Origin of the sequence: Butyricimonas paravirosa (assembly GCF_032878955.1) — a bacterium.
GTDB classification, from domain to species: domain Bacteria; phylum Bacteroidota; class Bacteroidia; order Bacteroidales; family Marinifilaceae; genus Butyricimonas; species Butyricimonas paravirosa.
The window spans coordinates 2,881,249-2,898,402 of record NZ_CP043839.1 but is presented as its reverse complement, the minus strand read 5'-3'; the positions used below and the strand labels follow the sequence as shown (position 1 = coordinate 2,898,402).

Genomic DNA, 17,154 nt, shown 5'->3' with positions numbered 1-17,154 from the left:
TGATTATGAAACAGTTAATAAATATACTGACCGGGAGTCTGTTCCTTTTCGGGATGAGTTCTTGTGAGAAAGATTTGCCGGTGTACGAAACCCCGGACTGTTGGTTGAATTTTGTGTACTACAGTAGTTATGATGGTTCCGTGCTGGGGACAGAAGAAGTTACCGACGAGATGCGATACGCATCGTATTCGTTCGTGTATGTCGGGGAAGAGGTTGAAGTTGACACGGTTTGGTTTGAAGTATCAACCATGGGTTTCGTGTCGGATGAGGACCGACCGTTAGAACTGGAGCAAATTCAGACTGGGGGGAATGATGCGAAGGCTGACGTGCATTATGTCGCTTTTACCAACGAAGAACTGAAGGCGAAATACATGATCCCTGCCCGTAAAACGGGAACTAAAATTCCGGTTGTTGTCAAAAGAGACCCTTCTTTGAGCAATGGGGATGTTACCCTGCAATTCACTTTCAAGGATAACGGTTATTTCAAACCGGGATATGACGGGTTAACGACCCGCACGTTATCTATTTCTTCGAAATTAACCAAACCATCCGTATGGGAGGAATCCTATTGTGACTATACGTTTGGTCTTTACGGGCCGGAAAAACATCGCTTGATGATCGAGTGGACTGGGGAAAAGTGGGATGATGAATATATCAAAGAATTGATGGATGGAGATTCTGCCTATGTTAACTACCTGGCTGATTGGTTCGCCCAGAAGTTGGAAGAAGAGAACGCGAAACGGGAAGAGGCCGGAGAGGAACCCTACAAGGAAGAAGATGGAACACCAGTTAGTTTTGAGCCTAAAAGTTGGAGTTAATTTTAAAAGTAAGAAGATATGAAAAAATATATCATATTATCCATGTTGTTCACGTTGTTCGGGTTGGTATCCTGTTATGATGATGATAGTAGTTTAGGTACTAAGGACGTCGGGGACATCACGATCGGACCTTTGGAAGATGCGTCGATTATTTCTTATAGCGGGAATAAATTAATTCGTGAACCGGAAATAGAAACGACTTATCCGGATGATCAATTGACCTATGCTTGGTACATTTATAAGGAAGATCAAGATAAAGGATTCCGGACGAATAAAATAGATTCGGTCAAGAATCTATCGTACGAGGTAAATTTGCCGGCAGGAAGTTACACGATTATCTTTGAAGCCACGGCAACTACGAATGGCTATGCCGCGACAGCAGAAATGAAACTTGCTGTTTCCACCACTTTTTCGCAGGGATTCTACATCTTAAAAGAAACGGAAGATGGGAACACGGAACTGGATGTATACACGCAGAACGGGCTAGTTTCCGATCTTTTTGCCACGACACAGGGCGAAGTGTTACCCGGCTCTCCTCGTAACCTCTCCGTGGGTTACAGTCAAGCCTTTATTGACACAGAGGAAAACAAAATGGTGAACGCCAATACGGTTTGTATAACCACGGAGCAGAATAAGCTTGTTTGTCTCCGTACCGTGGATATGTTGAAAGCGTTTGATAATTCGAATTTACTTTTCGAGGAAATGGATGCGGACGAGGAACCCTATTGTATGGTTCGTAGTCTTGCCAGTATATTCTATTTTTCGAATAAAGGAATCCGCTTTTCTTCGGCTAGTAGTGAAAATAGTGGAAAAATGGGATTCCCACTAGATAACGGGGGAAGTAAACACGTTCAGATTGTAGACGGGGGATTTGGAGGACACGTGTATTGGAATAACACGAAACATCGTGTTATGACCGTGGACTACAATTGTGTTGCGGCCTCCGAAATCGAGTACAACACGGAGATTAATCAAGATAACCTAGAATGTTTATCGAGTGGCCTAAACTACGTGGGAGGAGCCGAAACCATCTATTTTCTGTGTCAGGATAAAGTTTCCGGCACCCGTTATCTGTACCTGCTTTCCGGTGGTGCGATTCTGGAGATCCGGCCGTTGAACTCGGCTTTGCATTTGGCGCAAGGAGATATTATTGCCGGGAACGGGTTAACCGGAACATTTATTTATAGTGTACATAACAATAAGCTGTATGCTTATAATTTTGATGCAGAAACAGAGATCGAAATTCCCGTCACGGGTCTTCCGACAGGAGAGACAATTTCTTATGTTTTTAATTTGTATTGGAATATGGGACCCTTCGGGGACACTTCCTTGAATTTTGATCATATCGTGATCGGGACTCAGAAAGAAAACACCTATACCGTGTACTTGTACAATATCCGCGGGGGACAACCTTACGGTACTCCTATCGATCAGTTTTCCGGGGAAGGGAAATTGAAAAGTGTCCGTTATGTTTGCCAGTTAGTCGTGGATATAACCGCCATGATGGGGCCGTTGTATGGATATGGCCCGTGTTTCCCTTATTGATAAATGATACGTTACTAAAAATTTAATACGATGAAAAAAATAATTCTATTCTTGTCCGTTTCCTTGTTTGCCCTTTCATTAGTGGCTCAGACGAATTTTCGTGATATTACTTACAAGGAGGCTCTTGCGGCTGCTAAAGCTGAAAAAAAACTCGTGTTTATTGATTTTTATACTTCATGGTGTGGACCTTGTAAGATGATGATGAAAAATATTTTCCCATTGAAAGAAGTCGGTAATTATTTGAATTCTAAATTTGTGTGTATAAAAATTGATGCGGAAAAGGGTGAAGGTCCTGAATTGGCAAAACGTTATCAAGTAAAAGCATACCCTACGTTTGTTGCTATTAATCCTGCCGAGGAAATCTTGATGACTAAAGTCGGAGGTTCGGGGAGTGGGAGTGGTTTTATCGGTAGTATTGACCGCCTGATAGATCCCGACAAGACACCCGAACGTATGAAACAACGTTATGAAAGTGGAGAACGTACGGCCGACCTGATTTCTGCTTATGCGGGTCTGAAAATGGAGGAAGTTTACAAAAACCGTCAACCGGATATGACCAAGAAGGATGAGGCTTTCAAGATGGTGCAGGATTATTTTGACGGTTTGAAGGACAAGGAAAGGTTGGCAGAAGAAAATTTGTTCATCTACACGTCTTACACGGAGAGTCCCGCAGATGCAATCGCACGATATATGATTGCGAACCGGGATAAATTCGCTCCCGCGATCAAGAATGATATTTCTGATCGAATAAAAGAACTGTACAAAATGGATGTTTTAAATTATCTGACGGCCCGGGTCCCTTTTAATCAACAGCAATATGACATTGTGAAAAAAGGAGTTATGGATTTGGGTTTGAATAAAGATGAGTATTACACGACGGCGTTCCGCTTTATCGAATCTTACGGCGCGGGGGATATGGACGCTTTCATGACGTTATGCGAGAAAGAGTATGACCAGTTGAATGATGATTACAAGTCTTCCCTCATGTATAGTTTTGCCGACGTGTTTGCTAGTGCGAACGAGACGGTGAAAAAACGTGCGGCAAAATTTATACGTCATTCATTCCTGGATATGGATGCGACCATGATTATGTTTGTGGCACAGCAGCTTATGCAATTAGAGGGTAAAGGTCATTAATTAAGATGTATTTTGTGATAGCTAAATGAATTATAACAATGTAAATAAATATTATGAGCACATATTTATTATTAAGATGGATGCTGTTTTTGTCTTTAATTTTCGGAGGAAGCCTTGCGACAACTCCAAGTGGTAATGGGAAATCGGGATTTGAAGTTTGGGCTCCTATTGGAACTCAAGTTGATGTATTGAATGATGATGGATTATGGCTGATATTACCAACCAAGCCTATTGGTAGATGGTTTTATACTAATGCAACAATATTTAAAAATTATGAAGTAGAAGCTCAATATGGCAGTTTGAAACAAAAAACAGATTTTATGGTACCACTGCCTCCTGATAAAGTTATTATAGAATTTAAATTTAATGGGAAATAGCGATGAAGCTGTTAAATATGATCTCTCTCGTGTGTGCATTTCTGTTATTTCAGAAAATGGTACAGGCTCAGTCTGATGAAGAATATAGTGTCAGAATATATGTAAATATCGTGTATGAAGATATGAGTCAAGTGGATGGAGCATTAATAAAGGTTTATGATAAAAATCGTAATTATTTGTGTGAACGTTTTTCTGATACTAATGAATTGGGAGCAACTGTTATAGAGGATACGAATATCATTCGAGAATATGGTACATATTACTTGGAGGTGAGTAAGCCCGGTTACACAACAGAGATGAAACAGGTGGAGGTGAAAAATGAACAAGTGCGACTTTGTCCAGGAGTTATTTTAAAACCGGAAAAGAATCAATCTATAGTCTGGTGGGTATTGGGTATGCTTTTTTTATTTGTAGGATTTGGACTATGGTGTTGTGGGAGAAAGCGTGGAGGTGCTTAAAATAGCAGCGACAACATGATAGACATGGGGTATATAAAACAAATAACCTTCTACGAGGTGAAGATGCTGTTTCGAAATAATGTGTTTATTATTTTAAGTATCTTCACTATATTAGGTCTTCCTGTTTGTCAATATTTTGTACAGGGAAGGTTTGCCTTTCATTACTTGATAGCTCTTCCCTGTGCATTACCTTTGGTAAATGCTTTTCTTTTTAATATGTTTCAATCGTTAATTGTTATTTTCGTTGTTGGAAATAATATATCGGATGAAAAGCATTTGGATACACTGGCGGCTTTACGAGTTAGGCGATACGGAAATGGAGATTATTTAATCGGAAAATTGGGGGCCGTGTTGATCGTGATATCTTTGTTAAATTTGACAGGACTTCTCTTCTTGGTAGGATTTCATATTTTCTTTGAGATTCCTTTTTCAGTGAAAATTTATCTTTTTTATTGGATAACATTGACATTCCCGGCTCTTCTATTTGCCTTGGGAGTGTCTTTGGGTGTTTATTCTTTCGTGAGAGTGTCTTTTGGAGGTTTAGTTTTATTGATGCTCCTGTTGTTGCTGGATGTTTTGGGGTTAAGTAGTCAAATGAACGGAGTGTTAGATTATAGGGCAACGGAGATTCCAAATGTTTTTTCCCAGATTTTAGGACATGTGGGATTAGGAAGGTATTTATTGCAACGATCTGTCATATTGTTTATTGGATTGGGATGTATCGCTTTTGCTGTGGCAGGGATACCCCGTATTGATGATTCGTCTCGAGTGGTAATTTATTGGAAAATAATTGGTATCGTGACAATCTTGTTGGGGTGTGGATTAGGGTTTGTATATAGTGGCTTTTTTTACTTGGATCGACAAAAAAGACAACAATATAGGGAATCATGTTGCCAATACAGGAATTGTGGGAATGTTAAAATTCTTAGTCATTCGATTCGTTGTTCACAAGCTGATGGACAGTTGGTGCTAATAGATACCTTATTATTGGAGAATGTAAAAGATCGAGTTTTGGGGGAAATGATTTTTTATTTGAACCCTTCTTTGAAAGTGTCACGTATAGAGGGAGAAGAAGAAAATATAAGATACGAACAGGAGGGGATTGTCGTGAAAGTTAATGAATCATTGGAAAGTAAAAAGCAAAAAAGGTTGATTTTTCACTATTCTGGTGGAATAGATGAAAGAGTTTGTTATCTTTATAAGGATGATTCTGTGTCGGAGAAAACCGTATGGAGTAATAGTTTATTGCGTTATGGTAAACATGCTGTATTGTTGTCGAATGATTATACTTTTTTGATTCCGGAGTGTTTATGGTATCCCGAGAGTTGTTCGCCTTTTCATCCTGGCGGTGAGTTGCTGAAAGAACGCACGTTTACTCGTTTTCGTTTGATGGTGCGACATCGAGAAGAACAAAATGTAATTTCGCAAGGATACCGGGAGTTGGATGGAGATTATGCCTGTTTCACCAATGATTATCCTTTAGCAGGTATAAGTTTGTGTGTAGGGAAATATGAGAGGGAGAAAATTCATGTGGACGGGAGTGATTTTGAGGTGTATTTTTTTGACAGAGAAGGTGTATTTTTTCAGACAGTAGAAGGATCTGTAGAAGGGCTTGTTGCTGGAATTCGAGAGATAAAGAGGAAATTAACCGAGAAGTATGGTTGCGATTATCCTTTTACTAAACTTGCTTTAGTGGAAATACCCATAGCTCTTTGTACGTATCTCTCGGACGTGGGAAATGGAAGTGGGTTTGTACAACCTGAACTTTTATTTATTCCAGAAAGTTGGTGTAAGAGTTCTAGTGTGACTCTTTTGCAGAAACAGCTGGAGGATTTGCAAAAACATCATTCTCAATGGATTGATAGGACAACGATTGAAGCTACTAGTATATATGCTTTATATGCTAAAAATTTTCAAGACGAGATAGACGAGTTTCCGAGTATGGGGTTTGTTGATTGTTTATTGGGAAAACAATGGTTATTGGCTACAGGGAAGAATCCATTGTCGTTAGCGTCAATGTATACTAGTAACACGGGAGGTCTTTTTTCAGATAAATTTCCGGGAATTGACGTTGTTGTCAATCGAATAGAAAGGGAAAATTTTCGGAAAGAGTTATCGGGAACAATAGGTCCTTCGAAAACTCTAAAAGCATCCCGTTATCTTGGGGAGCATAGTTTGCGACAGGCTTTTGAAGACCCGGATACAAGTGATTTTCTGGATGAATTATTAAAACTTAAAAGTCGTTATTTTCGTCAATATATATCTGCATTGATCGGTCGAGATGCATTTGAGATTTTTTTGCTAAAATGGCGGCAAGAAAACCGTTTTGAAATGGTGGATTTTTTTCAATTTGCCGTAGAATTCCAACAATATTTTAATTTTGATATTGTAAAAATGATGCAAGTGCTGTATGATGAACCGGGAGTTCCCTCATTTTTGATTCAAAATGTTTGTCAGCAATTAGTAAAAGATTCCGTATTTTTAATTTTTGATGTTCATAATACCTCGACGATAGAGGGGGTAATTACGTGTTACACAAGAGTATTCGAACATGGAACTGACGTGCGGGAAGTGGGGAGCGTGATTCTTCGAGGAGGAGAATATGTGCGAGTAGCGATGCCCTTGGAATATGTTTGTGATGAAGCATTTATTCGGACAAATTTATCTGCAAATTTACCTGAGGATTATGTTTTTTCAATAAAACCTGAGAAAGTGTGTGTTGAATCTCCTCCTCGAAGATTATTTCTTGATTCCGTATTTAAGGAACAAAAAAGTGATGAGATTATTGTGGATGATGAAGATGCTGGTTTCCAGGTGATAGAATCAAAGGCTCGAAGTTTTTTTGGTAATTCTTTAAAAAGAAATGAATTGGGAACAGCTGCAGATTTTGTTAAAGGGGAATTTCAGGGTTGGCTTCGATCTGTTTGTACTTATGCTTATGGAGGGGTTGTACGTGGGTTTTATGGGAAGAGGGTTGGTAATTCTACGGCTAGGATTCAATGGACGGCAACAATATTAGATGAAGGGAAATATGAAGTGTGGGTTCATCAGATTGGACTGCATAAATGGTTTCAACAAACGGATTCGCTTATTTATTATTATTCTTTGGAACAGGGGACCATGAGTGTTGATATCAAGGTGGAGAATGGGAAAAAATCTTTAGATCGTTTTGTGAGTTTATCCGGTGATGATCGTTATAAAGATGATTTTGTATATCGAATGACAAATTATTATGCTGATTGGATTCCTATTGGGATTTATGATTTAACGAAAGGACCGGTTTGTTTGTCTTTGCACGATAAGGGGATACGAGGAGGATTGATTTCTGCCGATGCGGTGAAGTGGGTAAAAGTCCAGGAGAGATGACTCTACCATCCCGTTGATCAATTCTCCGGGGAAGGGAAATTGAAAAGTGTTCGTTATGTTTGCCAGCTAGTCGTGGATATGACAGCCATGCTGGGGCCGATGTACGGGTATGGCCCGTGTTTCCCTTATTGATAAATGATACGTTACTAAAAATTTAATACGATGAAAAAAATAATTCTATTCTTGTCCGTTTCCTTGTTTACCCTTTCGTTGATGGCCCAGACGAGTTTCCGGGACATCACTTACAAGGAAGCGCTTGCTGCCGCTAAAGCTGAGAAGAAACAAGTTTTTATTGATTTCTACACCTCTTGGTGTGGTCCCTGCAAGATGATGACGAACAACGTTTTCCCGATGAAAAACGTGGGAGATTATCTGAATGCTAAATTCGTGTGTATAAAGATTGATGCCGAAAAGGGAGAGGGACCGGAACTGGCAAAACGCTATCAGGTAAAAGCCTATCCGACTTTTATCGCGATAACTCCCGATGAAAAGATTTTAATGACCAAGGTGGGCGGGGCGATGGACGGGAATGCTTTTATCGGTAGCATCGACCGCTTGATCGATCCCGACAAAACACCCGAACGTATGCAACAACGCTATGAAAGCGGGGAGCGCACGGCAGACTTGATCTCCGCTTATGCCGGGATGAAAATGGAAGAGGTTTATAAAAACCGTCAGCCGGACATGACCAAAAAGGACGAGGCTTTCAAGATGGTGCAGGATTATTTTGATGGTTTGAAGGATCAGGAACGTCGGGCAGAAGAAAATCTGTTTATCTATACCACTTACACGGAAAGTCCCGCGGATGCCATCGCACGGTATATGATCACGAATCGGGATAAATTCGCCCCGGCTGTTCAAGATAAGATTATGAACCGGATCGGGGAGCTGTACAAGATGGAGGTCTTAAATTACCTGACCGCACGGGTTCCTTTTGATCAACAGAAATATAACGTCGTGAAAAAAGGAGTTATGGATTTGGGTTTGAATAAAGATGAGTATTACACGACGGCGTTCCGCTTTATCGAATCTTACGGCGCGGGGGATATGGACGCTTTCATGACGTTATGCGAGAAAGAGTATGACCAGTTGAATGATGATTACAAGTCTTCCCTCATGTATAGTTTTGCCGACGTGTTTGCTAGTGCGGACGAGACGGTGAAAAAACGGGCGGCAAAATTTATACGTCGTTCATTCCTGGATATGGATGCGACTATGATTATGTTTGTGGCCCAACAACTTATGCAATTGGAAGGTAAAGGCCATTGATGGTCGAAAATATTAAAAGAGGCTTTCGAAATCGAATCGTTGAGTGTCCCGGTTCTCTGAAATAGAGGCCGGGATATTTTTATGACTAGGGGATGATGATAAGATGAAAGCCTGTTGTAGTCCTATATTTCATTTTTATTTACTGATCAATTCCTGATTATTTCCGAATATCACATTTTTAGTAAGCAATTAAAATACTTATAAAACGCTATTCTAAGTATAGCGTTTTAATAGCGTTCTAATAGCGTTTTACACGGAAATGATTCGGTATTGATCACGTGTTATTTATGAAGTAATTATTTGAAACAGAGTTGCATAACGATCGCAACAGTATCGAAGGTTAGTCATTTGAAATTAGGCATGATTTTGAGGAAAGATATTTCTTTGCATAGATGATGGGTTGTTGCCGCTTTTTTTATACTTTAGCCGAACTAATTTGAAAATGTGACGGATATGTATTCCATAGATGAACTTAGAGCGATTATAAAGGACGAGTTAGATAAGAAAGAGTATATACAGGAGCCGCATTCCCTGTTCGAACCGATCCTGTACATTCTGGAAGACGGGGGGAAACGGTTGAGGCCGCTTTTGACGCTGATGGCTTACAATCTTTACCGGGAAGATATTGAGAAGGTGTTGAAATCCGCTATCGGGATCGAGATTTTCCACAATTACACGCTTTTACATGATGACGTGATGGATGACGCGGAGTTGCGGCGGGGACGGTTGACCGTTCATAAAAAGTGGAACAGTAACGTGGCCATCTTGAGTGGCGACGCGGCGGCGATCACGGCCTACCAGTGCATCGAGCATTGCGAGGACAAGTATTTGCGCCGGGCGATTGATTTCTTTAACCAAGTGGCGATGGACGTGTGCCGGGGGCAACAGTACGATATGTTGTTCGAGACCCGGGATGATGTCTCGGAGAAGGAATACATCGAGATGATTTATCTGAAGACTTCGGTGTTGCTTGCCGGGAGTTTGCGGCACGGGGCCTTGCTGGCCGATGCCCCGGAGCATGAGTATAACGCTTTGTATGAATTCGGGGGATACCTCGGGCTGGCGTTCCAGTTGCAGGATGATTACCTGGACGTGTACGGGGACGTGGCGGAATTCGGGAAGAATATCGGGGGTGATATTGTAGCCAACAAGAAGACTTACATGTTGATCAAGGCGTTGGAACTGGCCGATCCGGAGACAAGAGAGGAGTTGTGGGGATGGATCGAGAAGAAAGAGTTTGATCATGAGGAGAAGATCAAGGCGGTGACCCGGATCTACGATCGTTTGGGTATTAAAGAAATTGCTTTCGCGGCGATTGATAAATATTTGAAAATGAGCCGGGATATTCTGGATAAGATTGATGTCCCGAAAGAAAGAAAAATTGATTTCTACGAGACGCTGGATGCGATCGGGAATCGTAAAAAATAAAATGAAAAGATAGATGAGTAAATCGAAGCAACAGTTACTGGATGAACGTTATTTGAGAATGGCCCGGATATGGGCGGAAAATTCGTATTGCGAACGTCGGCAGGTTGGTGCGTTGATTGTGCGGGGGGATGCTATTATATCCGACGGGTATAACGGGACGCCTTCCGGGTTCGAGAATATTTGCGAGGACGAGAATAACAAGACGAAACCTTACGTGTTGCACGCCGAGGCGAACGCGATCACGAAGGTGGCGAAGTCGAATAACAGCAGTTTGGGGGCGACGTTGTACGTGACGGCTTCACCCTGTATCGAGTGTGCCAAGTTGATCATACAAGCCGGGATCCGGCGGGTGGTGTATTCCGAGAATTACCGGAGTGTCGATGGGATCGAGTTGTTGCAGAAAGCCGGGATTGACGTGGCGTTTATCGAGTTGAACGAGAATCAGGAAAATAAAGATTAAATAGGAAGATAATGAATAAGAGTAATTTGAGGGCTTTGTTGACCCCGATCGTGCTGGCGCTGGCTATCGTGTTCGGGATGATGTTGAACCGGTTTCTGCCGGACCGTACACAGGTGTCAGCGTCCTCGGAAATGTTTTTGCCCGTGACGGGGAGTAAGCTGGATTTGATTATCAGCATGATACAGAATTCGTACGTGGATACCGTGGACACGAGGCAGATCGTGGAGAACACGATCCCGGTCTTGTTGAAGGATCTGGACCCGCACACGGTATATATTCCCGCGAAGGATATGCAACGCGCGAACGAGGGGATCGTGGGAAATTTCGGGGGCGTCGGAATCCAGTTTTACAAGTATTTGGACACGGTGACCGTCGTGAAGGTGGTTCCGGGTGGACCCTCGGAGAAAGCCGGGATAAAGGACGGGGACCGGATTGTACGGGTGAACGATTCTTTGGTTGCCGGGGTAAAGATGGGTCAGGATAAGATTCAAGAGTTGATGAGGGGGGAACTGGGAACGAAAGTAGAGTTGACGATCGCTAGAAGAGGAGAGCCGAAGTTGATCAAGAAAGAGGTGGTTCGCGGAAGTATCCCGGTGAAGAGCGTGGATGTGGCGTATATGCTGAATGACACGACGGGTTATTTGAAAACGAATACTTTCGGCATGCACACGTATGCCGAGTTCATGCAAGCATTGGTGAAGTTGAAGGCAGAGGGGATGAGGAAAATCATCATTGATTTGCGGGAGAATGAAGGCGGCGTGTTGCCGATCGCGATACAGATGATTAACGAGTTTTTGGATGCCGACCGTTTGATTCTTTACACGCAGGGACAGGCGCAACCTCGTACGGATTACAAGTCTAACGGCAAAGGGCAATTCAAGGATTTGCGCGTGGATGTGTTGATTAGCGAGTTTAGTGCGTCAGCCAGCGAGATTTTTGCCGGGGCGATACAGGATAATGACCGCGGGTTGATTATCGGGCGTCGTTCGTTTGGTAAAGGATTGGTTCAGGAGCAGCGTATGTTGCCCGACGGTTCGGCCTTGCGTTTGACGGTGGCCCGTTATTACACGCCTTCGGGACGTTCCATCCAGAAACCGTATAACGAGGGGAAAGAGAAGTATTATAATGATCTTTATAATCGTTTGGTTCACGGGGAGTTCTCACAAAAAGATAGTATTGTTTTTGACGAGAATCTGAAATACCAGACCGTGGGCGGGCGTACCGTGTATGGTGGTGGCGGTATCATGCCGGATGTCTTCGTGCCAGCGGATACGACCGGGGTTTCCCGTTATTTGAGTGACGTGACGAGAACCCAGTTCTTGTACGAGTACACGTTTGATTTCATGGACCGGCATCGTCCGGAAATGGTGAATCTGAAGGATTACAAGCAGATTCAGAATTACCTGAAATCATTTGACTTGGTAAACGAGATGGCGAATTATGCTGCCCGTCGCGGTTTGAAACGGGACGAGAAGGGAATCAAGGAGTCCTACCAGGTTTTGCGTACTCGGATCGAAGCGTATATTGCTCGTCACACGATAGATGATGAGGGATTCTACCCGATTCTTGGTCAGATTGATAACACGTTGCAGGAAGCGATTAAACAATAATTGATGAAGAGTATATTACACGGGAGGCTGATTTTTGGCCTCCTGTTTCTGTTTCTTGCCTTAGGTAGTTTTGCCGACGGGCGCTATATTCCGGTGTATGATGACGGGATACGGGTGGATTACAAGTATTATTGCTTGGGATTCAACAAGGAGCATAAACAGGCGAACTGGGTGTATTACGAGTTAGGTTCTGCGAACTTGACAGGGAAAGCGAGCCGGAAGAATGATTTCCGGGTGGACCCGAAGATCAGCCGTTGGAGTGCCACGCCTGACGATTACAAGCGGAGCGGTTACGACCGGGGGCATTTGTGTCCCGCGGCGGATATGTCGTTTAACGCGAAAGCGATGAGCGAGACGTTCTACATGTCGAATATGTCTCCCCAAGTACCGATGTTTAACCGGGGAATCTGGAAAGAGCTGGAGGAACACGTGCGTAACCGGGCCCGGAAGGAGAAACTTTACGTGGTGACAGGCCCGATTTTCAAGAGTAATAAAGGTGCGATTGGCAAGGGGAAAGTGACGGTTCCGGGGTATTACTACAAATTGTTTTATTCGCCTTCCAAGCAGCAAATGATCGCTTACGTGTTGCCTAACGAAGAGAGCAAGCGTCCCTTGAATAGTTTTGCCGTTCCCGTAGATAAGGTGGAGAAGATGACGGGGATTGATTTCTTTTCTCAATTACCCGATGATTTGGAGCGGGTGTTGGAGGCGGACACGCTTTCGCACGTGTCACGGGATGGGGGACAGGCATCGGGAGGTGCGTATCGTCCGACAAGAAATCAACAGGTGATAGCGGTTATTGCTGTGATTGTGATCTTCCTCGTTGTACATTTCTTGATAAAACACCGTGGAGGCAAGAAGAAGAAAAAGAAACCGGCACGCAAACCGGTAAAGAAACCGGGGTTGTCCAAAAAGTCAATTAAAAAAAACTACCCCCACTAACTCCCCCTTACACTGGGGGAGAAACCGCTTGGTAATCAGCTCTCCCCCTGTGTAAGGGGGAGTTGGAGGGGGTAGTTTTTAGGCACTAGATAAGACTTGTTAGACGGCCTCGTTTTTATTTCTCTTTTAAAAGTTTATCAATGACTTTCACCATTTCCTCGAATTCTTTCGGGTCGTAGAGACGGGTGAGGAAGGCGATGTTACCTTTCTTATCGATGATGATGTTACGGGTGACTCCGGCTCCCTGCGCGGCGTAGGTGTAGAATGCTTTGCCTTCCGGGTCAAGGAGTAGGGGATAGGTGATCTTGATGTCCTTGGCGAACTTTTCGGTGGTTTCTTTGCTCTCTTTGAAGTCGATACCGAAGAGTGCAAACTCTGGGTTGTTCTTGTATTTCAACCAGATGTCTTTTTCGATAAAAGGCATTTCCTTGCGGCATACACCGCACCAACTGGCGGTGAATTGTATCATGATAACTTTTCCTTTTAGGTCTTTTAGTTGTTTCTTGGTTCCGTCGGGAAACAATAACTCGATGTTCGGGGCTTTCTCGCCTACTTTCACGATATACCCCCTGTCGTCTTGCTGGGCCTTTGCCAGCGAATAGGTCATGGCTAGTAATAGTATAAATGTCAGATGTTTCATAGGATGATGTATTTGTATTAATAACGTTTCAAGCTTTTAGGACTGCCGCTCCACGAGCATCCGAGACAATAAAGGGTTTCCGTGTCGAATCCTTCTAGGGAATCTCCCTCGTGAACGGGGACAACAACGTAGTCGGTCGTGACTTGTACGAGACAGTTATTTCCCTTCTCGTCTTTCACGTAAAAGCGGCGTATTCCGCATTTGGGGCAGAGTAAAAATTTCATATCACGAATTTTGAGGCATAGTTAATGATTATTCTTGATAGTTGTACGGGGAAAAGGGGAGAATTTGTTTGTTTTTTCTTAGATTTGCGGAAATAGTTACATCTTGGGGATGATCCCTAGCCTGTATTAATGAATTATAATGATTTTTGAATCTCAAAATATAGAATTTAAAGAAAGTTGGCGGGATGAATATCTGAAATGGATATGTGGATTCGCTAATGCACAAGGTGGTAGGCTCTATATTGGAATGTGTGATAATGGTGAAGTTTGTGGCGTCGAGAATGTTAAAAAGTTGATGGAAGATATCCCCAATAAAGTGCGTGATACATTAGGTATTCTCGTGGACGTGAATTTGAAAGAAAAAGGAGGGAAAGAATATCTTGAGGTTATAACAGATGCTTACCCGTATCCGATTAGCTATAAGGGACAATATCATGTGCGAAGTGGTAGTACAAAACAGGAATTGAAGGGTGTTGCTTTAGATCAATTTTTACTCCGTCGGCAAGGGCGAACTTGGGATAGTGTATCATTACCTTTTTTGAAATTAGAAGATTTGGATAAGGTTACGATAGATTTATTTCGTAAGTATGCACAGAGAAGTGGACGCATGGAAGAGGGCGCTTTACAAGATAATAATCAATATTTGCTAGAAAAACTTCGTTTATTTGAGGGAGAATATTTGAAGAGAGCTGCGGTTCTTTTGTTTCATCCGGATCCGGAAAAATATATTACAGGAGCTTTTATCAAAATAGGTTATTTTAGGAATGATGCTGATCTAATCTATCAAGATGAAGTCCATGGTAATTTATTTCAACAAGTTAGTGTGTTGATGGATTTGTTGACCACTAAATATTTGAAGGCATTGATTCGTTATGAAGATATTCAACGTGTAGAAGAGTTGCCTATCCCTCGTGGGGCTTTGCGTGAGGCGATTCTGAATGCCATTGTCCATAAAGATTATGTTTCAGCGACACCCATTCAGATTAGCGTGTACGATGATAAATTGATGATATGGAATTGTGGTGTATTGCCGGAGAATTGGTCTATAGAGACATTGTTGAGTAAGCATGGTAGCCGTCCATACAATCCTGATGTTGCCAATGTGTTTTTTCGGGCTGGAGAGATTGAGGCATGGGGACGCGGAATAGAACGAATTGTATCAGTTTGTAGGGAGGCTGGAAGTAAAGAACCAGAGTTTCGTTATGATGGTACTGGGTTATGGACGATTTTTGAATTTAAAAAGACTACCCAAGAGACTACCCAAGAGACTACCCAAGAAACTACCCAAGAAAAGTTTCTTAAAAGAACAGAACTTCAAGATGAGATTATCCATTATTTGCAAGCTCATCCCTACGCAACGCGTAAAGAGTTGACAGATAGTATACCAAATGCAACAGAAAATGGTGTAAAATATAATCTATCTCGTTTACAAGAGATTGGGATTTTGAGACGGGTAGGAAGTACTAGATATGGTCATTGGGAAGTAATGGCAGGTAAGAAATAAATTATTAGTGTTAGAATATGAAAAAGTATAAGATACATTTTGCCCCGGTACAGGGGCTTACCGATTGGACGCTCCGGAATCTGCATGCGAAGTTTTTCGGGGGAGTGGATGCTTACTACACGCCGTTTATCCGGGTGGAGAAAGAGGATTCGTTTCGTTCAAGGGATATGAAGGATTGTGATCCGGAGTTAAATAGCGTGGAGTTACTGGTACCCCAAGTGTTGGGTGGAGAGCCTGCGGAGTTGGATGTTTGCTTGCAGATGTTGGAAGGACGGGGATACAAGCAGGTGGATATTAACATGGGATGTCCGTTCACGATGATTTCCCGACGGGGAAAGGGAGCCGGATTGTTACCTCACCCGGAGAGGGTGGAGGCTTTGATGGAGGTGGTGAAGGATTTTCCGGAGATACAATGTTCCGTGAAGATGCGGTTAGGATGGGAAGATCCGGGGGAATGTTTGAAATTATTGCCTTTGTTGAATGCGGCCCCGTTGGCAGCTATATTTCTCCATGCCCGGGTTGGAGTGCAGGAATACAAGGGGGAGACGGACAAGGAGGCTTTCGAGGCGTTCTACAAGGGGTGTGAACATCCGTTGTATTATAACGGGGACATTTTGACCTTGGAGGATATTCAAGCCGTGACGGAGCGTTTCCCTCGTTTAGAGGGAGTGATGATCGGGAGAGGTTTGTTGGCGAACCCGGCCTTGGCACAAGAGTACGTGGAAGATAAGATGCTTGCCGGGGAGGAACGATTAAGGAGGTTCAAGGCGTTTCATGCCGAATTACTTGCGGCTTATGCCGAACGATTGCAGGGGGATCATCAGTTGTTGATGAAAATGAAAACGTTCTGGGAGTATTTTATGCCTTCGACAGACCGTAAGGTTTTAAAGAAAATACACAAGAGCAATAAGTTGACGCAGTATAACGAGGCGGTGGTAAAGGCTTTTATGCCGGGTGAAGAGGAAGAGTAAGTGCGAATGAAGAGAACGATATATATCATCATCGGTTGTATTTCCGTGGTTTTGGGGATTATAGGCATTTTTGTTCCTGGGTTGCCGACTACACCCTTTTTGTTGTTGAGTTCGTGGTTGTTCTATAATAGTTCGAAACGATTACATGATGCTTTACACCGTTCGAAATGGTTGGGACCTTACCTAAGACGTTTTCAGGAACGTAAAGGTGTCGGGTGGAAGACAAAAGCGGTGTCGATCGTGTGTATGTGGACGATGATTTCTATTTCGGCTTTCGTGGTTTTCGAGAACTGGCATGTGCGTTTGCTGCTTTTGGGTTTAGGGGTGATTGGGACGTGTAGCGTGTTGTTTATCGTTCCTAATGCTAAAAGAGAGAGAGAAGATTCAAGAGATAATAATATATAA

General features: G+C 42.8%; 16 protein-coding genes. 14 read left to right on the top strand and 2 right to left on the bottom strand.

All coding sequences use genetic code 11. The annotated features are described in order from the left end of the window. Positions 1-5: 5 nt before the first annotated feature. The 11 genes from F1644_RS12045 (at position 6) to F1644_RS11995 (ending at position 13,410) form a co-directional block, all read left to right on the top strand. Positions 6-818 carry a DUF4843 domain-containing protein gene (locus F1644_RS12045; RefSeq protein WP_158571872.1) on the top strand — a complete coding sequence of 271 codons (813 nt, stop codon included), beginning with the start codon at positions 6-8 and terminating at the stop codon, positions 816-818. An 18-nt stretch (positions 819-836) separates the two neighbouring features. Further along, the gene (locus F1644_RS12040; protein WP_118304638.1) at positions 837-2,363 is read left to right on the top strand and encodes a PKD-like family lipoprotein; all 1,527 of its coding nucleotides are present in this window, start codon (positions 837-839) and stop codon (positions 2,361-2,363) included. A gap of 30 nt (positions 2,364-2,393) precedes the next feature. Next, positions 2,394-3,500, top strand: coding sequence for a thioredoxin family protein (locus F1644_RS12035; RefSeq protein WP_118304637.1), 1,107 nt, complete (start codon positions 2,394-2,396; stop codon positions 3,498-3,500). 53 nt (positions 3,501-3,553) lie between these two features. Continuing rightward, on the top strand, positions 3,554-3,877 hold the full coding sequence (locus F1644_RS12030) for a hypothetical protein (protein WP_147344465.1): 324 nt from the start codon (positions 3,554-3,556) through the stop codon (positions 3,875-3,877). A 2-nt stretch (positions 3,878-3,879) separates the two neighbouring features. Further along, entirely contained in the window at positions 3,880-4,335 is a 456-nt protein-coding gene (locus F1644_RS12025) for a peptidase associated/transthyretin-like domain-containing protein (RefSeq protein WP_118304635.1), read from the top strand. A 15-nt stretch (positions 4,336-4,350) separates the two neighbouring features. Beyond that, positions 4,351-7,701: a hypothetical protein gene (locus tag F1644_RS12020; protein WP_118304634.1), complete on the top strand. Its 3,351-nt coding sequence runs from the start codon at positions 4,351-4,353 to the stop codon at positions 7,699-7,701. 162 nt (positions 7,702-7,863) lie between these two features. After that, entirely contained in the window at positions 7,864-8,970 is a 1,107-nt protein-coding gene (locus F1644_RS12015; RefSeq protein WP_118304633.1) for a thioredoxin family protein, read from the top strand. 453 nt (positions 8,971-9,423) lie between these two features. Beyond that, positions 9,424-10,398: a polyprenyl synthetase family protein gene (locus F1644_RS12010; RefSeq protein WP_118304632.1), complete on the top strand. Its 975-nt coding sequence runs from the start codon at positions 9,424-9,426 to the stop codon at positions 10,396-10,398. A gap of 13 nt (positions 10,399-10,411) precedes the next feature. After that, positions 10,412-10,858, top strand: coding sequence for a dCMP deaminase family protein (locus F1644_RS12005; protein ID WP_087419151.1), 447 nt, complete (start codon positions 10,412-10,414; stop codon positions 10,856-10,858). 11 nt (positions 10,859-10,869) lie between these two features. Then, positions 10,870-12,468 (top strand): S41 family peptidase, encoded by a 1,599-nt coding sequence (locus tag F1644_RS12000; RefSeq protein WP_118304631.1) that lies wholly within the window; start codon positions 10,870-10,872, stop codon positions 12,466-12,468. A 3-nt stretch (positions 12,469-12,471) separates the two neighbouring features. Beyond that, a complete protein-coding gene (locus F1644_RS11995) occupies positions 12,472-13,410 on the top strand; it encodes a DNA/RNA non-specific endonuclease (RefSeq protein ID WP_118304630.1) in 939 nt (312 codons plus the stop codon). 115 nt (positions 13,411-13,525) lie between these two features. Here F1644_RS11995 and F1644_RS11990 read toward each other — a convergent pair whose 3' ends face one another. Beyond that, entirely contained in the window at positions 13,526-14,050 is a 525-nt protein-coding gene (locus tag F1644_RS11990; protein ID WP_118304629.1) for a TlpA family protein disulfide reductase, read from the bottom strand. A gap of 17 nt (positions 14,051-14,067) precedes the next feature. Next, complete coding sequence (locus F1644_RS11985) at positions 14,068-14,274, bottom strand: hypothetical protein (protein WP_027200712.1); 207 nt, start codon at positions 14,272-14,274, stop codon at positions 14,068-14,070. A gap of 139 nt (positions 14,275-14,413) precedes the next feature. Here F1644_RS11985 and F1644_RS11980 point away from each other — a divergent pair, with 139 nt between their 5' ends. From F1644_RS11980 to F1644_RS11970, 3 genes are read left to right on the top strand one after another with little or no spacing between them, the layout of a single operon-like run. Beyond that, positions 14,414-15,778 carry an ATP-binding protein gene (locus F1644_RS11980; RefSeq protein ID WP_118304628.1) on the top strand — a complete coding sequence of 455 codons (1,365 nt, stop codon included), beginning with the start codon at positions 14,414-14,416 and terminating at the stop codon, positions 15,776-15,778. A gap of 17 nt (positions 15,779-15,795) precedes the next feature. Continuing rightward, positions 15,796-16,749 (top strand): tRNA-dihydrouridine synthase family protein, encoded by a 954-nt coding sequence (locus F1644_RS11975; protein WP_118304627.1) that lies wholly within the window; start codon positions 15,796-15,798, stop codon positions 16,747-16,749. A gap of 6 nt (positions 16,750-16,755) precedes the next feature. Next, positions 16,756-17,154: a YbaN family protein gene (locus F1644_RS11970; RefSeq protein WP_118304626.1), complete on the top strand. Its 399-nt coding sequence runs from the start codon at positions 16,756-16,758 to the stop codon at positions 17,152-17,154.